Annotated in this window: 19 protein-coding genes; 12 read left to right on the top strand and 7 right to left on the bottom strand. The window is 66.8% G+C overall.

The window, feature by feature from the left end; translation table 11 throughout:
- Window positions 1–71 precede the first annotated feature (71 nt).
- Window positions 72–821 (top strand): alpha/beta fold hydrolase, encoded by a 750-nt coding sequence (locus ACPCHZ_RS26425; protein ID WP_423487469.1) that lies wholly within the window; start codon window positions 72–74, stop codon window positions 819–821.
- A gap of 17 nt (window positions 822–838) precedes the next feature.
- On the opposite strand, the gene ACPCHZ_RS26420 is transcribed toward ACPCHZ_RS26425, so the two are convergent.
- From ACPCHZ_RS26420 to ACPCHZ_RS26410, 3 genes are read right to left on the bottom strand one after another with little or no spacing between them, the layout of a single operon-like run.
- Window positions 839–2,551, bottom strand: a complete 1,713-nt coding sequence (locus ACPCHZ_RS26420) for a nitric oxide reductase activation protein NorD (RefSeq protein ID WP_423487468.1) — start codon at window positions 2,549–2,551, stop codon at window positions 839–841.
- Complete coding sequence (locus ACPCHZ_RS26415) at window positions 2,548–3,366, bottom strand: CbbQ/NirQ/NorQ/GpvN family protein (protein ID WP_423487467.1); 819 nt, start codon at window positions 3,364–3,366, stop codon at window positions 2,548–2,550. Before ACPCHZ_RS26415 ends, ACPCHZ_RS26420 begins: the two co-directional genes overlap by 4 nt.
- Complete coding sequence (locus ACPCHZ_RS26410; protein ID WP_423487466.1) at window positions 3,367–4,530, bottom strand: spirocyclase AveC family protein; 1,164 nt, start codon at window positions 4,528–4,530, stop codon at window positions 3,367–3,369.
- Window positions 4,531–4,664: 134 nt separating this feature from the next.
- Here ACPCHZ_RS26410 and ACPCHZ_RS26405 point away from each other — a divergent pair, with 134 nt between their 5' ends.
- Window positions 4,665–5,267: a TetR/AcrR family transcriptional regulator gene (locus tag ACPCHZ_RS26405; protein WP_423487465.1), complete on the top strand. Its 603-nt coding sequence runs from the start codon at window positions 4,665–4,667 to the stop codon at window positions 5,265–5,267.
- Window positions 5,268–5,271: 4 nt separating this feature from the next.
- Here the strand turns inward: ACPCHZ_RS26405 and ACPCHZ_RS26400 are convergent, their stop codons facing one another.
- Window positions 5,272–6,438 carry a spirocyclase AveC family protein gene (locus ACPCHZ_RS26400; protein WP_423487464.1) on the bottom strand — a complete coding sequence of 389 codons (1,167 nt, stop codon included), beginning with the start codon at window positions 6,436–6,438 and terminating at the stop codon, window positions 5,272–5,274.
- Between the two features lie 106 nt (window positions 6,439–6,544).
- Here ACPCHZ_RS26400 and ACPCHZ_RS26395 point away from each other — a divergent pair, with 106 nt between their 5' ends.
- Window positions 6,545–7,147, top strand: coding sequence for a TetR/AcrR family transcriptional regulator (locus ACPCHZ_RS26395; protein WP_423487463.1), 603 nt, complete (start codon window positions 6,545–6,547; stop codon window positions 7,145–7,147).
- 13 nt (window positions 7,148–7,160) lie between these two features.
- On the opposite strand, the gene ACPCHZ_RS26390 is transcribed toward ACPCHZ_RS26395, so the two are convergent.
- Window positions 7,161–8,078 (bottom strand): LysR family transcriptional regulator, encoded by a 918-nt coding sequence (locus ACPCHZ_RS26390; protein ID WP_423487462.1) that lies wholly within the window; start codon window positions 8,076–8,078, stop codon window positions 7,161–7,163.
- Between the two features lie 138 nt (window positions 8,079–8,216).
- Here ACPCHZ_RS26390 and ACPCHZ_RS26385 point away from each other — a divergent pair, with 138 nt between their 5' ends.
- The 4 genes from ACPCHZ_RS26385 to ACPCHZ_RS26370 are packed head-to-tail and all read left to right on the top strand — an operon-like array spanning window position 8,217 to window position 11,546.
- A complete protein-coding gene (locus ACPCHZ_RS26385; RefSeq protein WP_423487461.1) occupies window positions 8,217–9,503 on the top strand; it encodes an aromatic ring-hydroxylating oxygenase subunit alpha in 1,287 nt (428 codons plus the stop codon).
- Complete coding sequence (locus ACPCHZ_RS26380; protein ID WP_423487460.1) at window positions 9,500–9,853, top strand: hypothetical protein; 354 nt, start codon at window positions 9,500–9,502, stop codon at window positions 9,851–9,853. Before ACPCHZ_RS26385 ends, ACPCHZ_RS26380 begins: the two co-directional genes overlap by 4 nt.
- Window positions 9,854–9,858: 5 nt before the next feature.
- Entirely contained in the window at window positions 9,859–10,689 is an 831-nt protein-coding gene (locus ACPCHZ_RS26375; RefSeq protein ID WP_423487459.1) for a TauD/TfdA dioxygenase family protein, read from the top strand.
- On the top strand, window positions 10,686–11,546 hold the full coding sequence (locus ACPCHZ_RS26370; RefSeq protein WP_423487458.1) for a TIGR03619 family F420-dependent LLM class oxidoreductase: 861 nt from the start codon (window positions 10,686–10,688) through the stop codon (window positions 11,544–11,546). The genes ACPCHZ_RS26375 and ACPCHZ_RS26370 overlap by 4 nt, the downstream gene beginning before the upstream one ends.
- Window positions 11,547–11,567: 21 nt before the next feature.
- Here the strand turns inward: ACPCHZ_RS26370 and ACPCHZ_RS26365 are convergent, their stop codons facing one another.
- The gene (locus tag ACPCHZ_RS26365) at window positions 11,568–12,347 is read right to left on the bottom strand and encodes an emopamil-binding protein (protein WP_423487457.1); all 780 of its coding nucleotides are present in this window, start codon (window positions 12,345–12,347) and stop codon (window positions 11,568–11,570) included.
- Between the two features lies 1 nt (window position 12,348).
- Complete coding sequence (locus tag ACPCHZ_RS26360; RefSeq protein ID WP_423487456.1) at window positions 12,349–13,806, bottom strand: aldehyde dehydrogenase; 1,458 nt, start codon at window positions 13,804–13,806, stop codon at window positions 12,349–12,351.
- A 190-nt stretch (window positions 13,807–13,996) separates the two neighbouring features.
- Here ACPCHZ_RS26360 and ACPCHZ_RS26355 point away from each other — a divergent pair, with 190 nt between their 5' ends.
- From ACPCHZ_RS26355 to ACPCHZ_RS26335, 5 genes are read left to right on the top strand one after another with little or no spacing between them, the layout of a single operon-like run.
- A complete protein-coding gene (locus tag ACPCHZ_RS26355; RefSeq protein ID WP_423487455.1) occupies window positions 13,997–15,262 on the top strand; it encodes an aromatic ring-hydroxylating oxygenase subunit alpha in 1,266 nt (421 codons plus the stop codon).
- Between the two features lie 22 nt (window positions 15,263–15,284).
- Window positions 15,285–15,614 carry a hypothetical protein gene (locus tag ACPCHZ_RS26350; protein WP_364984824.1) on the top strand — a complete coding sequence of 110 codons (330 nt, stop codon included), beginning with the start codon at window positions 15,285–15,287 and terminating at the stop codon, window positions 15,612–15,614.
- Window positions 15,614–16,891 carry an amidohydrolase family protein gene (locus ACPCHZ_RS26345; protein WP_423487560.1) on the top strand — a complete coding sequence of 426 codons (1,278 nt, stop codon included), beginning with the start codon at window positions 15,614–15,616 and terminating at the stop codon, window positions 16,889–16,891. Before ACPCHZ_RS26350 ends, ACPCHZ_RS26345 begins: the two co-directional genes overlap by 1 nt.
- Window positions 16,892–16,927: 36 nt before the next feature.
- Complete coding sequence (locus ACPCHZ_RS26340) at window positions 16,928–17,380, top strand: MarR family winged helix-turn-helix transcriptional regulator (protein WP_423487454.1); 453 nt, start codon at window positions 16,928–16,930, stop codon at window positions 17,378–17,380.
- 55 nt (window positions 17,381–17,435) lie between these two features.
- Window positions 17,436–18,470, top strand: coding sequence for a 2Fe-2S iron-sulfur cluster-binding protein (locus ACPCHZ_RS26335; RefSeq protein ID WP_423487453.1), 1,035 nt, complete (start codon window positions 17,436–17,438; stop codon window positions 18,468–18,470).

The following is an 18,470-nucleotide window of genomic DNA, read 5'->3' as shown; positions in this document are numbered from 1 at the left end:
ATGTTAAGTACTTGATACGTTGCGGTGGTGCAGCTGTGTGGGGCGCGCTTCGGCCATGGGAGGATCGTGACGTGACGGTGGTTCTGGTGCACGGCAATCCGGAGACCGACGCCGTCTGGGGTCCGCTCGTCGCCGCGCTCGGGCGTACGGATGTGGTGCGGTTGTCGCCGCCGGGATTCGGCGCTCCCCTCCCGGACGGGTTCCCGGCGACCTACCTCGCCTACCGTGACTGGCTCGTCGAGGAGCTGGAGCGGATGGATCAACCCGTCGACCTGGTCGGACACGACTGGGGTGGAGGCCACGTCGTCAACGCCGTGATGCATCGGCCCGAGCTCGTGCGCAGCTGGGCGAGTGACGTCGTCGGCCTGTTCGATCCCGAGTACGTGTGGCACGACATGGCCCAGGGGTTCCAGACGCCGGGGGATGGCGAGCAGTTGGTCGCGATGATGCAGGACGGATCGGTGGAGGACCGGGCGCAGCAGCTGGCCGCGTTCGGCGTTCCGCACGACGTGGCGACGTCGTTCGCCCGAGCGCAGGGCCCGGAGATGGGCCGGGCCATCCTGGCGGTCTACCGGTCCGCGCGCCAGCCGGTGCTGGCCGACGCCGGGAAGGCACTGGAGAACGCCGCGGCCCGGCCGGGACTGTCGCTGCTGGCCACCGAGGATCCCTTCGTCGGCACCGAGGAGATGCGGCGCCGGGCGGCCGACCGGGCCGGCGCCCGCACCGAGGTGCTCGACGGCTTGGGCCACTGGTGGATGGTGCAGGATCCCGCCGCGGGCGCCGCGGCCCTCACCCGGTTCTGGGACTCGCTCGACGGGTGACCGGCCGGGGCCGGTCCTCACACCCTCGCTGGTTTCGGAGCGGCGAGCTCTGCGAGTGCGGACATGAACAGTTCGTCCATCTGCGGGCTGAGTTCGGCCAGGACCGGCGCGCTGGCGTAGCTCGCGGAGCCGAAGACGCGTTCGAGCACATCGGTTCCCGTGGACGCGCCGATGGAAAGGCACAGACACGCAACGCCTTCGGTGCGCAGCTCCTCGAGGGCCTTGCTCGCGTCGGCTTCCGCGTAACGACCTTCGTATCCGTCGTCGTAGGGAAAGCCGTCCGAGAGCACCAGCAGCAGCCGGTTCGGCGTGCCCGCGTTGTTCTTGAGGACCTCTCCCGCGCCGCGGATCCCGGCGCCGAGACGGGTGTAGCTCGCCGGCTCGAGCTGGTTGAGCCGGGCCCGACCGACGGCGCCGAAATTCTGGTCGAACGTCTTGATGGCCGGCAGGTGCACGGCGTGGCGGCCCTGGGATCGGAACGCGTAGACGGCCACGCGGTCACCGAGTTCCTCCAGTGTCACGGCCAGCGTGGCGGCCGCCCGTCGCTGGTGGTCGTGCACGGCGAGGCCGTCCGCGTCGGCGTCGACGGCGGACCCCGAGGCGTCGATCAGGATGAGCACACCGAGATTGCGGGCGAGTTTGCGGCGCTCCAGGTAGACGTGTTCGGCTCCGGAGAAGCCCGACTGCAGGTCGACGAACAGGTCGATGAGAGCCTCGATGTCGAGGTCGTCACCGTCGGCGCGGCCGCGCAGGACCTTGGGGCCGAGTCCGACCCGGGCCAGGCGGCGCCGCAGCACGTCGTCGTGCGCGACGCCGGCATCGGAGACGTCGGCGGTGACGGTCAGGGGGAAGTCGATCACCCGGCACCAGTCGGGCTTGTACCGGTCGTTGAAGACGTCCCACTCCGGGTACAGGGCGCCGCCGACGCCCACCGCGGCGCCGGGTTTGCCGTCGTCGGTGAACTGGATCCGGGTGGGGAGCGGACGGGCGTTCGCGCCGATCTCGTGCACCCGACGGGTGGAGCGGACCGTCATCTCCGCGCCCGCGGCGCCCTCGCCGGGGGAGCGTGATCCGCCGAACATCTTGCGCATGTAGTCCGACATGGACTGGTTGTTGAAGATAGGGCTCTCGAAGAGCTTGAGGATCTTGCTGTCCCCGGCCTTGCCCCCGTCCTCGTCCTCGTCTTCGTCGCCCTCCTCCGATTCGGGCATGTCGATGGGATCGAACTTCAGCTGGAGGTCTTTGTTGGTGGCCTGACCACCGGGTCCGGCGGGCACCGCGAGCAAGCGGGAGGGTTTGATGGCGCCGAACCACTCCGGTGGGTCGGCGACCTCGGCACGGCTCCTGGCCACCCGGAGTGACTCGTCGGAGGTCGCGGTGCTCGGTTGCCCCGAACTCAGGAGCGCGGGATCGAGTGCAATCCGTTGCGCCAGTTCGGCGAGTGTGCGTCGACCTTCGAGCGCCAGGTAGCGACGAGCGAGGGTGGCGCGGGCACGCAGCCCCTTCACCATCCGCGGATCGAGGCTGCCTGCGCCGAGAAGCGCTGCCTGGAGCAGCATCTCGCGGCGCTGCTCCTCGACCGAACCCCCGGCCGAGACGAAGATGAACTGGCCGTTGGTGTGCGCTGGCTGGCCGGCGGGCGCCTCTGTGACGTCGACGGACCGCCCCGCGATGTAGGTCGCGAGGAAGCGGAACCGGTCCGGGCTCTCCGGACCCGGGGCGTCGGTCACGTCGGGGGTAGGACCGTGTTGACGAGTTCGTCGAGGGCCCGGATGACATCGGCATCGTCGGAGAGCACCTGCACGACAGCCGCGTGGACGGCACTGCGCAGATTCAGCCCTTCGGCGGCAAGGCCGCCGGCGAGGATCAACATGCGGGTGGACGACACTTCGCGCAACGGCGAACCGTCCAGATTCCGGATGGCGTACGCGAGTTTGACCAGAGCGCGGGCGGTCTCGGTGTCGATGCCGGCTTCATAGGCGACCACCTCGGTCTCGACCTCGGGGGAGGGGTAGCCCAGCTCGATGGCGATGAAGCGCTGACGCGTCGACTCCTTGAGGTTCTTCAGCACGCTCTGGTAGCCGGGGTTGTAGGAGATGACCAACTGGAATCCGGGCGCCGCCTGCAGGGTGGTGCCGAGGCGGTCGACGGGTAGCTCACGGCGGTGATCGGCGAGCGGATGGATCACCACCGTGGTGTCCTGGCGGGCCTCGACCACCTCGTCGAGGTAGAAGATGGCGCCCTCGCGCACGGCGCGGGTCAACGGGCCGTCCACCCAGACCGTCTCCCCGCCCTTCAGCAGGAACCGGCCCACCAGATCCGCCGACGTCATGTCCTCGTGGCCGGCGACCGTGATCAGTTCCCGGCCCAGCTGATAGGCCATCGCCTCGACGAATCGTGTCTTCCCGCAACCGGTGGGGCCTTTCAGCAGCACCGGTAGACCTCGGCGGGCCGCGGCCTGGAAGACCTGCACCTCGTCGCCGACCGCACGGTAGAACGGCGCGTTCGGCACGGGGGCGATCACCGCAGAAGTACTGTTGCGCATCTACTCTCCTCGCTCGATCGGAACGTTCACGGGCAGCTTGACGCCGTCGGGGAGGACGAGCTCACCGTCGTGGTTGATGTAGCCGGAATTCGTCAGCGGCATCGGTAGCGCCGGGTCGGGGCACGGCCGGTCGGTGTCCTCACCGCAGATGCCCATCAGGAAGTACGAACGCTTCAAGATGTCGTCCGGCCACGGGTCCTGGTGCATGGCGAAGAACTGCGCCGGGATGTTGTAGAAGACGAAGAAGAACGCGCTGCAGGCGGCGAAGATCGCCAGGAATCGGGTGAGCTGCTGCCTGACGAAACCGCCTCGTACCTGGTCGAGTCCACGCTCGACGAAGGTGCGGCCACGGTCGTCGGTGAAGTAGCGCATGCAGCACAGGCCGGCCTGGACGCCGCCCCACATGAGCCCTTCGTACAGCGGCCACTGGTAGTAGGTGCCGGCGTTGACCGACAGCGCCTGGATGGCGCCCGGATAGGTGAACAGGCCCATCGGCATCAGGAACAGGCCCTCGATGACGAAGTCGAAGAAGAACGTCCAGGCGATCACCACACCGATCAGGCCGAAGGTGTTGATGTTGGGGAATCGCCTCTTGGCCAGGCGCATCACGGCACAGCCCAGCATCGTGCACAGCAGGACGAAGAAGTAACCCGGGGCGTTCATCAGGACGGGCTCGGCCATCATGGCGCCCGGTTCGCCGTACGACACCCATCCCGGAATGTCCTGGACCCAGGAGCCCATGTTCCACATCCAGGTGTTGTACGTGCTCCAGGTGCTGAAGTAGTTCAGCAGCGGATCCTGGAACCACAGCAGGCCGCAGGAGACGAACAGCATGCCGTCGAGGGTGATTCGCCGCTCCCTGCGCCACGGCCGGATGAGGAACCACCAGATGGCGACCGGTAGCCCCACCACGATCACGGCTGTCCAGGTGAACAGGATCGCCTTCATGAACGTCGGCGGATCGCTCGGGCCCGCGGGCACCCGCTCGAAGTTGGGCCCGCTGATCCAGCGGATCCACACATAGAGCTGGAAGGCGAGGATCACCCCGCCGACGGCGGCCCACACCCGCACCGGCGTGATCTTCTTCTGTGGCTGCGCACCGAGTGCCGCTTCGCTGAGCGATTCGGTGAGAACGGGTTTCCTCTTGCTGGACAGATCGCTCACGACACCGTCTCCTCCGCACTTGTCGATCCCATGGACCCCACAGCTCCCCTCTGAAGTGGCCGATGCGTCGAAAATATACCAGTGAGTATCTCAATGACCAAGGGTTCGAAAAAATTCTGTGGAAGAATTGCCGCATGGTCGAGCCGATGACGCGCGAGCGACGCCTCGAGCGCACGCGCTCGCTGCTGCTGGATGCCGCGGAGCAGGTGTTCGCCGAAAGAGGTTTCATTCCGGCGACTCTCGATGACATCGCCAAGGCGGCCGGCTACTCCAAGGGTGCGATCTACAAGTACTTCGCCACCAAGGAGGAGCTGTTCCTGGCCGCGAGCGACCGGTACTGGCGGCGGTACTTCGACAACTTCGCCGAGATCATGTCGTCGTCGGACCACATCGGGCCACGTGAGCTCGAAGACATCGGCGAGCGGTGGCGCCAGTTGAGCCGTGACCGCGGCGCCGAGCATGCGGCATTGGGCGTCGAGTTCAACCTGTACCTGCTGCGCAACCCCGAGGCGCGGGAACGCGTGGCCGCCAAGCGATCCGAGGTCGTCGACCAGCTCGCCCGCTACATCGTGGAGGGTATCGAGAGTCTCGGCGCGACGCTGTTGATCCCGGCGACGACGTTCGCCCACATCATCATCGCCACCACCGACGCGGTCGAGCTGGGCAGCCACCTCGATGACATCGACCTCTATCAGCCGATCGTGGAGATGTACGTCTCCGCCGTCAAGATGCCCTGACGGGTCACTCGCCTCGTTCGATGGGCACGGTCTTGGGAACCTCGGCGCCCTCGGGGAGCACGAGTTCACCGTCGTTGTTGATGTAGCCGGACCATCTGCTCGGCAGCGGCAGAGTCGGGTCCGGGCACGGCATCTCGGTTCCTTCGCCGCAGACGCCGCCATTGAAGTACGACCGCTTCAGATGGTCCTCGGGCCAGGGGTCGGCATGCATGGCGAACCACTGCACGGGAATGTTGTAGAGAACGAAGAAGCATGCGCTGACCGCGGCGAAGATCGCCAGGAACCGGACGAACTGCTGGCGGACGAACCCGCCGCGGACCCGGTCCAACCCGCGCTCGGCGATCGTGCGGCCGCGATCATCGGTGAAGAAGCGCAGACAGCACAGGGCCGTCTGGACGCCGCCCCACATCAGCCCCTCGTACACCGGCCACTGGTAATACGTGCCGGCATTGAAGGACACCGCACGAATCGCGCCGGGATAGGTGTAGAGCCCGGTCGGCAACAGGACCAGCGCCTCCATCACGAAGTCGAAGACAAAGGCGATCGCGAAGGTCGCCAGGATCAAACGCAAGTTGGTGATGTTGGGCCAGCGCGACTTGATCTTGCGCATCACCGCGCATCCGATGATCGTGATCAGCAGGACTCCGTACGCGTACCCCACCGAGTTCGTCAGCAGCGGTTCGGGCACCATGCGCCCTGGTTCGTCGGGTGAAAACCATCCGGGGATATGCGGTGTCCAGGCGCCGCGGTTGAACAGCCAGGTGTTGTAGGTGCACCACGTGTTGAAGTAGTTCAGGAACGGGTCCTGGAAGAACATCAGGCCCATCGACAGCACCAGCATGCCGTCCAACGTGATCCTTCGCTCGCGGCGCCACGGCCGGATGAAGAAGTAGTAGACGGCAAACGGCAAGGCGACCCAGAGAATGACCGCGTTCGCGATGAGCGGGATCTTCATGTGCAACGGCAGTGGGGTCGGCCCGGCCGGCACCTGCTCGAAATATGGTCCGGTGACCCATTTGGTCCACACGTACACCTGCAGGAGCAGGATCGCGCCGCCGAATGCCGCCCAGATCTGGACGGGCTTGCTCTTGGCCTGCACCTGGGCGCCGAGTTCGGCCGTTCCGCCGAGTGACTCGGTCACTGCGGGCTTCTTGTTCGACAGATTGCTCACGACGCCTCCCTGGACCCCCGCGACCCCACGCGGCTCATGGCGAAAGATACCAGTCAGTATCTCGGCGGCCAACAAGTTTCTCAGATTCTGTGGCACACTTTTTTTCATGGTCGAGCGCTGGACGCGGGAACGACGGCTCGAGCACACGCGTTCCCTGCTGCTGGATGCGGCCGAAGACGTCTTCGCTGAAAAAGGTTTCACGCCGGCCACTCTCGACGACATCGCGCACGCGGCGGGGTACACCAAGGGCGCGATCTACAAGCACTTCGCTACGAAGGAAGACCTTTTTCTGGCCGTCAGCGACCGGTACTGGCGGCGCTATTTCGACAACTTCGCGGATGTCATGTCATCGGCGGAGCAGATCGGGTCGCGCGAACTCGACGAGATCGCAGCGCGGTGGCGCCAACTCAGCCGCGACCGGGGTGCCGAGCATGCCGCGCTAGGGCACGAGTTCACCCTGTACCTCCTGCGCAACCCCGACGTCCGCGAGCGGGTGGCCGAGAAAAGGTCAGAGGTCGTCGAGGCACTCGCGAAGTTCATCGTCGAGGGCATCGACAGGCTCGGCGGGACGTTGCTGATCCCGCCGTTGACCTTCGCTCAGGTGCTGGTCGCCACCAGCGACTCCGTCGTTCTGAGCAGCGAACTCGACGACGTCGACCTCTACCGGCCGATGGTGGCGATGTACACGTCGGCGATCAAGCTGCCCTGACGGATCCGACCCCTCAGGCGCGAGCGGTGTTCTCGACGATGATCTCACGGGCCGTGTCGTAGAAGGCGCTGATCAACGTCGAGAACGACAGCTCGAACGGATAGATCATGTGCACGGCCAGCGGGTCGGGCCGCCACTCCGGCAGGACGGGCACGATGGTGCCCTCACGCAGTTCGGTCGTGCAGATGATCTGGGTGGGCATGGCGCCCACGCCGAGCCCCTCGAGGATGTACTGCTTGCACACCTGGAAGTTGTTGGCCCGCGCCCGCACCTGCGGCGCCACCTCGCACCGCATGTCGTCCCTGCTGATCGTCAGCTTGCGTGCGCCGCCGAATCCGAAGTCGATGAACGGCAGGCCGTCCAGGTGTGCCGGCATGGTGAGTGGCGCGCCCAGTTGCGCCACGAAGCGCGCGGAGGCGCAGAGGAACAGGTCGAGGTCGAACACCTTGCGGGCGATCAACGTCGAATCCTGAAGCGGCCCGGTGCCGAACACGACGTCGAACCCGTCCTTGACGGGATCGACCAAGTTGTCGACGAGCCGGATGTCCAGCCGGGTGTGCGGATACCGCCGCAGGAATGTGGCGCCGACACGGGACGCGTAATCGGTGCCGACGAACACCGGAATGGCGACCCGCAGCTCGCCCTGTGGCTCATGCCTGCTGCCCTCGACCAGTGCGCGGACGCCGTTGGCCTCGGTCAGGATGCTGACCGCGTGACCGTAGATCTGTTCACCGAGGTCGGTGACGGTGAGCTGATGTGTGTTCTTGCGCAACAGCTTGATCCCGAGATCGGCCTCCAGCTTCGCCAGCTTGCGGCTCACCGTGGACTTGGGCATGCCGAGCAATGTCGCGGCTTTCGACAGACTGCGGGCCTCCACCACTTTCCCGAACACCAGCAGCGCGCCGAGGTCGAAGGACAGGTGCTGTTCCATTCGGGCTCCTGACGGCGGCGGGTCGTCCCAAATATGCAACAGCATGTTGCGGTTTCGCACCTGTTTCACCGATGTGCCCGGCGGTAGCTTCGGCACATCGTCGCGCCACCGGCGACGCGTTCAGTGCAGGAGGATCACATGAGCTCCGAAGCCCTGGTGAGCAAACCCGAGAGCGGTCACTGGACCGACGCGTACCCCGACCTCGGCCGCGGTCCGGTGTCCCTCGAGGACTGCGTGTCCGAGGAGTTCTACAAGAAGGAACGCGAACACGTCTTCAGGAAGACCTGGCTGTACATGGGGCGCGTCGAGCAGGTGCCGCGCTCGGGGTGCTACTTCACCCGCGAGCTCACGTTCCTCAACACCTCGATCATCGTCGTGCGGGGCAAGGACGGCGTGATCCGCGCGATGCACAACATCTGCCCGCACCGCGGCAACAAGATGCTGTGGGAGGACGACCCGTTCCAGGAGGTGAGCGGACGGGCGCCACTGCTCTACTGCCGCTTTCACGGCTGGCGCTACCACCTCGACGGGTCACTGCATTCGGCCACCCGCCAGGACCTGCTGCTGGACTTCGACGCCGACAGCTGCCGCGTACCCGCCATCCAGTGCGATGTGTGGGAGGGCTTCATCTTCGTCAACCTCGACCCGAACAACACCGATCCGCTGCGCTCGTTCCTCGGCGACCTCGCGCACGGCATCGAGGGGTACCCGTTCGACGGGCCGCACCAGGTCTACCGCTTCAAGGCCGAATTGCAGTGCAATTGGAAGATATTCGTCGACGGCTTCGCCGAGAGCTACCACGGCCCGTACCTGCACGCTTCGTCGTTCGGCAGCGTCACCGCAGAAGCCCGGGAAGCGCTCAACAAGCCGAATCCGTTCACCGACGCCCTGGCCTACCGGCTCAGCGATCCGCACCGGATGTACTCGTTCTCCGGAGAACCCTCCCGGCGGACGCCGTACTCGAAGCCGATCGAATGTGTCATGGAGGCCAGCGCGGCCGGCCCCTGGACCAAGCGCACCGAGCGCGGACCCCTGCCGCCTGGGATGAATCCGACCCGCTCGGAGAAATACGGCTTCGATTCGTTCCAGTTCTTCCCGAACTTCGTGCTGATCTTCGGGGCGTCCGGCTTCACCGTGCACACCCATTGGCCGACCGGGCCGCACTCGCACATCTTCGAGACCGAGATGTTCTACCAGCCACCGAGAACACACAAAGAGCGGCTGGGTCAGGAACTCACGGTCACCTACCTCAACGACATCATCCTGGAGGACGCCAGCCCCTCGGAAGGACTGCAGGCGATGCTGAACAGCGGTGCGCTGACGCACTTCACCATGAACGACGAGGAGATCCTGCTGCGACACCTGCACAAGATGGTCGGCGACCACGTCGAGGCGGGCGAACGCGCGAAGGGGAACCGCCGATGAGCACGGGCACGACGAGTCCGCGCCCGGTGACCACCGCACTGCCCGAGGGCTTCTCGCACCTCGAGCACCTGGTCGCGGACTGGGCGATCGAGGACGGCCACCAGCGTTACGTCAAGCGGGTGAACACCTCGATGGACGAGATACGGGCCTTCTACGACCAGGTCTTCCCGGTTGCCGAGGACGCGGTGGCCTACGTCGACAAGTTCGACTACGCCGAGCCGCTCCCGGACGACGTCGCGAACCTGCGGAACCTGTTGTACTCCTTGATCACCGTCTCCCTGGCGGTGGAGCTGTGGAACCAGCCGCGGGTGAAGCACTCGGCCACCACGATCCTGACGAGGTCGAGTTGAGTGACATGAGCACCGCCGCCGATCAGTTGCAGATCCGCGACCTCACCCCGCGGATCGGCAGTGAGATCACCACCGATGTCGAGACATTGCTCAGTGGCCGGGCGGCAGCGCAGATTCGCGCCACGCTCGAACAGCGCGGAGTGATCTTCTTCCGGGGCCTGGAGATCACCGACGAGCAGCAGGTGGCGATCGCCGCAACGCTGGGCACCGTGGTGGCAGGAGAGGGCCAGGACGGCATCTACAAGATCTCGCTGGACGACACGGTGAACCAGCGCGCGAAATATCTGAAGGGCTCGTTGTTCTGGCACTTCGACGGCTCGCTGCAGCCCTACCCGAACCTGGCGACACTGCTGCGGGGAGTGACGCTCTCGGACACCGGCGGACAAACCGAGTTCTGCAACACCTACGCCGCCTACGACGACCTTCCGCAGCCGGAGAAGGACCGGATCGCCGACCTGCGGGTGGTGCACAGCGCGGAACGGTCGCAGTACTACGTGACACCCGAGATGAGCTACGACGAGATCGCGTTCTGGCAGGAATCGGCGACGAAGGAATGTCCGGTCGTCTGGACACACCGGTCCGGACGCAAATCGCTGCTGTTGGGTGCCACGGCCGATTACGTGCAGGGCATGCCGGTGGAGCAGAGTCGCGCACTGCTTGCCCGACTTCGTGATTGGGCGACGCAGCCGCAGTACGTCTACCGGCACGACTGGCAGGTGGGGGACCTGCTGATCTGGGACAACACCGGCACCATGCACCGGGCCCTGCCGTACGCCGCGGACAGCGGCCGCCTCATGCACCGCACGATCCTGGCGGGGGAGGAGCCGCTGCGGTGAAGCTCGGCATCGCCACGCCTGTGGTCACCAATGTCGCGGGCGCCCGGCTGGGGTGGGAGCGGGATGCCGGGATCGAGGCGATCGGGCGGGTCGCCGAGGCCGCGGATCAGCTGGGCTACCACCACATGACGTGCAGCGAGCACATCGGACTTCCCGCCACCGAGACCGGTCGCCGTGGCGCCCGCTACTGGGACCCGCTCGCCACCTTCGGTTACGCGGCGGCGCGCACGCACCGGATCCGGTTCGCCACCATGACCCTGGTGCTGGGCTACCACCATCCGCTGGCCGTCGTGAAGCGTTACGGCACATTGGATCATGTCAGTGGCGGGAGGTTGATACTCGGCGTCGGCGTGGGCTCGCTGAAGGAAGAGTTCGATCTGCTCGGCGCGCCATTCGACGATCGCGGCGCCCGTGCCGACGATGCCCTGCGGGCGTTGCGGGCGGCGCTGCCGAGTAACGAACCGGCCTATGACGGTGAGTTCTACTCGTTCGGTGGGCTGACCGTCGACCCGTGCGCGCTTCAGCCGCAGGTGCCGATCTGGGTGGGAGGCCGCACCAAGCGGTCCCTGCGGCGGGCGGTCACGCTCGCCGACGGATGGTGTCCCTACTACGTCTCCGCCGCGCAGGCCGCCGAGTGGCTGGACGACGTGGAGTTACCGCCGGATTTCGAGATCGTCATGCCCGCCGAACGCGCGCTCGACCCGGTGGGGGAGCCTGATGCGACGCGACAGTCGCTGGATGCCCTGGCCGCCTGCGGCACGACGACCCTCTCCGCGCGCTTCGTCCACCGCTCACTCGAGCACTACCTCGAGCAGCTGCACGCGCTCACCGAGCTGAACCGCACGGAGACGACCTGAGCCGCGCACACCGGATTCGGTTCAGGCGGAGCGGGTTCGGGCGCCGGCCCGACGCGTCAGGTAGTCGATCTGCAGATGGATCGAGTAGAGCACCAGCGGCGGAAGCACGATGAACGGCACGTTCTCGGCGATGAACTTGAACCCGAGGCCGTAGGCGCCCTGGCCGATGTTCTCGAAGCCGGCGCCCACCTCCGCCAGGAAGTAGACGGCGGTGCTGCTCATCAGGATCGCGCACCCCACGAAGGCGAACCACAGGCAGCGGATCCGCGCTTCGTCGGACAGGGTGGTCCGGACGAGTCGGGTCCACATCACGAAGACCATGGTGCCGGTGAGCACCCCGACCACCTCGAGGGCGAAGATCCAGGTATTGCCGCTGACATAGCGGGTGTCGGCCAGCGCGTACTGCCACCACAGCCACTTCCACCCCGGATCGTCGGTAGGTGTCCAGAGGCCGAGCGGATGCCCGATGAGGAACATCAACTCGTAACCGATCTGGCTGCACGCGGTGTAGGGCAGGTAGAACAACGTCAGTTCGGCGGCCTTGTCGAGACGGGTCCGCCGTTCACCCGGTGCATCCCAGAGCAGGACGAAGGGCAGCAGGATCACCGGGATGCCGAACAACATGTTGGCGATGACGTCCACCGCGAAACTCGGCGGGATCAGGCCGACGCCGACGCCGATCGTCATCCCGACGAACATCACCGTGGTGAAGATCGCTGTGGCCGAATATATCCGGAGCCGGTGCGGCGCCCATGGCTTTGCGAAATTCGTTTCGTGGCCGGTGATCGCGTCGGTGGACAACTCAGGCTCCCTTGCTCGCCGCTGCCACGGCGATGGATTTCGTGTCGGTGTAGCCGTCGATCCCCTCGCGGCCGAGTTCGCGGCCGTAGCCACTGGCCTTCACGCCACCGAACGGGGCGAACGGGTCCATCGGGTACCCCTGGTTGACGCCGAACGTGCCGGTGCGGATGCGTGCGGCGATGTCGACGCCGGCGTCGGTGTCGTCGGTCCACACCGAGCCGGCCAGGCCGTAGTCCGAGTCGTTGGCGATCGCCACGGCCTGCTCGACACCCGAGTAGGGCAGCACCGTCAGCACCGGGCCGAAGATCTCCTCGCGGGCGATGCGCATCGAGTTGTCGGCGTCGGCGAACAGCGTCGGCCGGACGTACCAGCCGCGGTCCACGCCGTCGGGCATCGAGGCGCCGCCGACCACGAGGCGGGCGCCGTCACGGGTTCCGGCCTCGATGTATCCGCGCACCCGTTCCTGCTGGCGCTGCGCCACGAGCGGACCCACCTGCGTCGCGCTGTCGGAGGGGTCGCCGACCACCAGTGCGCTCATCTCGGCGGCGAGTGCGTCGGTGTATTCCGCGGCGCGCGCGGCGGGCACCAGGACGCGGGTGAGCGCGTTGCAGATCTGTCCGCTGTTGGACAGGCTGGCCGAGCGCACACCCGCCGCGACCGCACCCGGGTCGGCGTCGTCGAGCACGATCGCCGCCGACTTGCCGCCCAGTTCGAGGCTGACCCGACGCAGATCTCCGGCGCACGCGGCGGCGACGGCCCGGCCCGCCGGGGTCGACCCGGTGAACGACACCTTGTCCACCCCGCGGTGGCGCACCAGGTGCTCGCCCACGGTTCCGTCGCCGGGCAGGATGCCGACGACACCGGGAGGCAGGTCGGACTCGGCGATGATCTCGGCGAGCAGCAGGGCGTTGAGCGGCGACTCCGGTGCGGGTTTGACCACGACGGTGCACCCCGCGAGCAGCGCCGGGATCAGCTTGGTGACGATGAGGAACTGGGGCATGTTCCACGGCACGATCGCGGCGACGACGCCCACCGGCTCACGCCGGATGTGGATGTCGGAGCCGTAGCGGCCCGGCCTGTCCTCCCGCCACGGGTACGTCTCGGCGAGGTCGGCGAACGCGCCGATCATCGACCACGGCAGCGCGACCTGCGCGCGCTGGGAGAAGCTGATCGGGGCGCCGATCTCGGTGGTGATGAGCTCGGCCATCTCGGCGCGGCGCTGCTCGTAGGTCTTGGCGAGCCGGCGCACCGCCTCGATGCGCTCGGCGGGCTCGGTGGTCGGCCACGGGCCGCTGTCGAACGCCTCGCGTGCCGCGGTGACCGCGAGGTCGACGTCGGCGGGCGCCGCGGCGGCGACGCTCGTGACGACCTGCTCGGTGTGCGGTGAGACGACCTCGATCCGCCCGTCGGTGCTGGGCGTGTGCCAGGTCCCGCCGATGAACAGTTCGTCATACCGCACGCCGCGCGCTCCATTCCGTGGTCGGCAATATCAACTACTTGCGATTGCCCGGCCGAGCATATACCGTCGGCACTGTCGGTTCCTAGAAATCGCCCAAAAAGCCGCTGTGCGTGGCGGTTTGCCTACACAATCAAGTCGGCGCTCGAAGGCGGGCGGCCTGGGGCGGATCGACAACCGAGGAGGAGACGATATGGCCCGGTTTCCGAAGCCGCCGGAAGGCAGCTGGACACAGCACTATCCGCAGCTGGGCACCGGGCCGGTGTCCTACGAGGATTCGATCGATCCGCAGTTCTACGAGATCGAGCGCAAGGCGGTGTTCAAGCGCGCCTGGCTGAACGTCGGCCGGGTGGAGCAGGTGCCGCGCAAGGGCAGCTACTTCACCAAGGAGCTCAAGGTCGTCAACACGTCGATCATCGTCGTGCGGACCGGCAAGGGCGAGGTGAAGGCGTATCACAACATCTGCAGGCACCGGGGCAACAAGCTGGTGTGGAACGACATGCCGCTCGAGGAGACCAGCGGGGTCTGCCGCCAGTTCACCTGCAAGTACCACGCCTGGCGCTACGACCTCGAGGGCAACCTGACCTTCGTGCAGCAGGAGGGGGAGTTCTTCGACCTCGACAAGAGTCGCTACGGATTGGTGCCGGTGCACTGCGACGTCTGGGAAGGCTTCATCTTCGTCAACTTCGCGAAGGAACCCGAGCAGCCGCTGCGGGACTTCCTCGGACCGATGATCACCGATCTCGGAGGCTATCCGTTCGACAAGATGACCTCCCGCTTCCAGTACCGCTCAGAGGTCAAGGCGAACTGGAAGCTCTACATGGATGCGTTCCAGGAGTTCTATCACGCACCCGTACTGCATGCGAACCAGTCGCCCACCGCCTACTCGAAGGCCGCGGCCGAGGCGGGATTCGAGGCGCCGCACTACCGGATCGAAGGTCCGCACCGGCTCGTGAGCACGTCCGGTGTCCGGGCCTGGGAGATGGCCGACGAGATGCGCAAGCCGATCGAGGACATTTGCCAGAGCGGGCTTTTCGGGCCATGGGACGCGCAGGATCTGGGTCAGATGCCGCCGGGGCTCAACCCGGCGAAGTGCGATCCGTGGGGACTGGACTCGTTCCAGCTCTTCCCCAATTTCGTGATCCTGTTCTGGGGGCAGGGCTGGTACCTGACCTACCACTACTGGCCGACGTCGCACAACACCCACATCTTCGAGGGCACCGTGTACTTCCCGCAGCCGCGCACCCCCCGCGAGCGCATCGCCCAGGAGCTGGCCGCGGTGTCCTTCAAGGAGTACGGCCTGCAGGACGCCAACACCCTGGAGGCCACCCAGACCATGGTCGAGTCCCGCGTGCTCGACGACTTCCTGCTCTGTGACCAGGAGGTGCTGATCCGCCACCTGCACACCGAGACGGCGGCCTGGGTCGAGGACTACCAGCGCAAGACAGCGGAGGTGTGAGGTGACGACAGCCGAAGCGGGCGTGACGAGCAAACTACCGCCCGAATTCGCCGACCTGGAGCCGTATTCCGATTGGTGCCTGGGCACCGAGGCGGAGCGCTACGACAAGCGGTTGAGCAGTTCAATGCGTGACATGCAGGCGTTCTACGACGCGGTCACCGCGCGTGCGGAGGAGGCGATCGCCTACTGCGACAAGTTCAGCCTCGACGATCTGCCCGAGGACGTGCTCAACCTGATGCATCTGCTGTACTCGATGATCCAGGTGTCGTTCCCGGTCGAGTGCTGGAAGCAGCCGAAGGTGCCCGACACGGGGGCCACCAGTCTCGACTGCGTCGTCGAACCGGTGCCGTGATCGACGGGCCATCCGGCGCCGGTCCGACCGTCCTTCGGGCGGCGCGCTGGGCCGACGTCGCGGCCGGCGAGGTGCGCTCACCGGCCGTCGTCGTCGTCGACGGGAACCGGATCCAGGCGGTGAATCCCGAGCGGGTTCCTCAGGACACGGCCCAGGACATCGACCTCGGGGACGTCACCCTGCTCCCCGGTCTGATGGACATGGAGCTCAACCTGCTGATCGGCGGCCCAGGCGGTCCGGAAGGCCTGCCCAGCCCGATGCACGGGGTGCAGGACGACCCCGCCTACCGCACGCTGCGCGGCGCGGTGAACGCCCGCACCACGCTGGACGCCGGCTTCACCACCGTCCGCAATCTCGGGCTGATGGTGAAGACCGGCGGCTACCTGCTCGACGTGGCACTGCAGCGCGCCATCGAGCAGGGGTGGCACCCGGGCCCCCGCATCTATCCGGCCGGGCATGCCGTGACGCCCTACGGCGGGCACCTCGACCCGACCGTGTTCCAGCGCCTCGCGCCCGGGATCATGCCGCTCTCGGTGGCCGAGGGCATCGCGAACGGCGTGGACGAGGTGCGCGCCTGCGTTCGGTATCAGATCCGCCACGGCGCCAAGCTGATCAAGGTGTCGGCGTCGGGCGGCGTGATGTCGCACAGCACCGCGCCCGGCGCACAGCAGTACTCCGACGACGAGTTCGCCGCGATCGCCGACGAGGCACATCGCGCAGGGGTCCGGGTGGCCGCACATGCGGTGGGGGACACCGCCGTTCGCGCGTGCATCCGGGCCGGCATCGACTGCATCGAACACGGCTTCCTGGCCTCCGACGAGACGATTCAGATGATGGTGGACCACGGGACCTTCCTGGTGTCCACGACCTACCTGACCGAGGCGATGGCCGTCGACCGCATCGCGCCGGAACTGCGGCGCAAGGCCGAGGAGGTGTTCCCGCGGGCGCAGGCCATGCTCCCGAAGGCGATCGCGGCCGGGGTGCGCATCGCCTGCGGCACCGACGCGCCCGCGGTCCCGCACGGCCAGAACGCCAAGGAACTGCGCGCGTTGGTCGCGCGCGGGATGACGCCCATGCAGGCCCTGCGCGCGGCGACGATCACCAGTGCCGAGCTCATCGACGCCGACGACGAACTCGGCCGCATCGCCCCGGGCTACCTCGCCGATCTCATCGCCGTACCCGGTGACCCGTCGGTGGACATCTCCACCACGCTCGATGTGCGCTTCGTGATGAAGGACGGCCGCGTCCACAAGCGCGCCGGATCGTCTGAGAGCTAACGTCGAGCGCACCGCAGAGCGACTGGAGAGGCTGGCATGGAGCAGACCGACAACATCCTGTGGCTGCTCAAACAGGCCTGGTACTTCTCGCTGACGTCGGTGAACGACGCGGTCAGCGAGCACGGGGTGAGCACCGCCCAGATCGGCGTGCTGCGCCAGCTGTCCGACGAACCCGGCCTGTCCGGCGCGGAGCTGGCCCGGCGGTTGCTCATCAGTCCCCAGGGCGTGCAGCTGGCGCTGACCGCGCTCGAGAAGCGGGGGCTGGTGCAACGCAAACAGGACCCGCAGCACGGCAGGATCCTGCAGGCGTTCCTCACCGACCAGGGCCGCAAGGTCGCCGCAGCCGTGGTGAACGACGCCATCGCCGCGCATGACCGGGTGTTCGGCGTGCTGACCAAGGCCGAGCAGGAGACGTTGCGCCAGCTGCTGAGCCGCGTCGTCGAACAGGGCACGGGCCACGAGATGCGCATCGATCACGTGGACGAGTAGTGGCATGTATCAGGTACTTGAGATTAATGACAAGTACTTGATATCATTGGCGACGATGAGCGAGCACACCGATTCGGACGGCTTTGCCGCACTGCGCATCAAGCGGATCGTGCGTGAGACCTCCGACGCCGTGTCACTGGTACTCGACGTGCCGGAGCACTGCTCTTCGAGCTTCCGGTACCAGGCCGGCCAGTTCCTGACGCTGCGGGTCACCGTCGACGGCCGTGAACTGCGTCGCTGCTACTCCATGTCGTCGGCGCCGGTCGAGGACGATCTGCAGATCACCGTCAAGCGCGACCCCGGCGGGCTGGTGTCGAACTGGCTCAACGACACCGCGGCCGAGGGCGCGGAGATCCACGCCGCCCCGCCCGAGGGGCGCTTCCTGTTGCGCGAGAACGGCGATGCCATCGTGGCCTTCGCGGGCGGCAGCGGGATCACCCCGATCATGTCGCTGATCCGCACGGCACTGGCGACGACGTCGCGACCGATCCGGCTGTTCTACGCCAACCGCAGCCGCGACGCCGTCATCTTCGCGGACGCGCTGAACCGCCTGGCCGAGGAGCATGCCGACCGGTTGTCGGTGACCCATCATTTCGACGACGAACGCGGTGTCGTCACGAAATCCGCCATCGAGACCTTCCTCGACGGCCTCGTCGACGGTGCCGACCACTACATCTGCGGGCCTGGGCCGTTCATGGACGCCGTCGAGGCGACGGTGCTCGGGACCGGTGCGCCACATGACCGGGTGCACCTCGAGCGGTTCACCGTGGCGGTGGACGAGGCGGAGGCGGCCGGTGCGGCGGAATCGTCCCAGGGCACCGAACAGGTGGTCATCGAACTCGACCGGCAGACCACCACGGCGGACTACCGGGCGGGAAACACCCTGTTGCAGACCGCGCGGACGGCGGGACTGCGCGCACCGGCGTCCTGTGAGACGGGCTCGTGCGGAACCTGCATGGCGCGAATCGTCGACGGGAGCGCGCGGATGCTCAACAACGACGCGCTCGACGACGACGAGGTGGCCGAGGGCTGGGTGCTGACCTGCCAGTCGCTGCCCACCAGCCGCACAGTCCACGTGGTCTACGAGTAG

The sequence above is a fragment of the Mycobacterium sp. NPDC050041 genome (genome assembly GCF_049541695.1).
Classification (GTDB): Bacteria; Actinomycetota; Actinomycetes; order Mycobacteriales; family Mycobacteriaceae; genus Mycobacterium.
Note: the sequence above shows the minus strand (reverse complement) of the source record. Positions and strands in the feature narration are given on the sequence as shown.

What these genes read in the sequence shown, in the direction of transcription:
- ACPCHZ_RS26415 (WP_423487467.1), bottom strand. Translation starts at nt 3,366, where the DNA reads ATGCGCAACAGTACTTCTGCGGTGATCGCCCCCGTGCCGAACGCGCCG.
- ACPCHZ_RS26405 (WP_423487465.1), top strand. Translation starts at nt 4,665, where the DNA reads ATGGTCGAGCCGATGACGCGCGAGCGACGCCTCGAGCGCACGCGCTCG.
- ACPCHZ_RS26395 (WP_423487463.1), top strand. Translation starts at nt 6,545, where the DNA reads ATGGTCGAGCGCTGGACGCGGGAACGACGGCTCGAGCACACGCGTTCC.
- ACPCHZ_RS26390 (WP_423487462.1), bottom strand. Translation starts at nt 8,078, where the DNA reads ATGGAACAGCACCTGTCCTTCGACCTCGGCGCGCTGCTGGTGTTCGGG.
- ACPCHZ_RS26385 (WP_423487461.1), top strand. Translation starts at nt 8,217, where the DNA reads ATGAGCTCCGAAGCCCTGGTGAGCAAACCCGAGAGCGGTCACTGGACC.
- ACPCHZ_RS26380 (WP_423487460.1), top strand. Translation starts at nt 9,500, where the DNA reads ATGAGCACGGGCACGACGAGTCCGCGCCCGGTGACCACCGCACTGCCC.
- ACPCHZ_RS26375 (WP_423487459.1), top strand. Translation starts at nt 9,859, where the DNA reads ATGAGCACCGCCGCCGATCAGTTGCAGATCCGCGACCTCACCCCGCGG.
- ACPCHZ_RS26355 (WP_423487455.1), top strand. Translation starts at nt 13,997, where the DNA reads ATGGCCCGGTTTCCGAAGCCGCCGGAAGGCAGCTGGACACAGCACTAT.
- ACPCHZ_RS26340 (WP_423487454.1), top strand. Translation starts at nt 16,928, where the DNA reads ATGGAGCAGACCGACAACATCCTGTGGCTGCTCAAACAGGCCTGGTAC.
- ACPCHZ_RS26335 (WP_423487453.1), top strand. Translation starts at nt 17,436, where the DNA reads ATGAGCGAGCACACCGATTCGGACGGCTTTGCCGCACTGCGCATCAAG.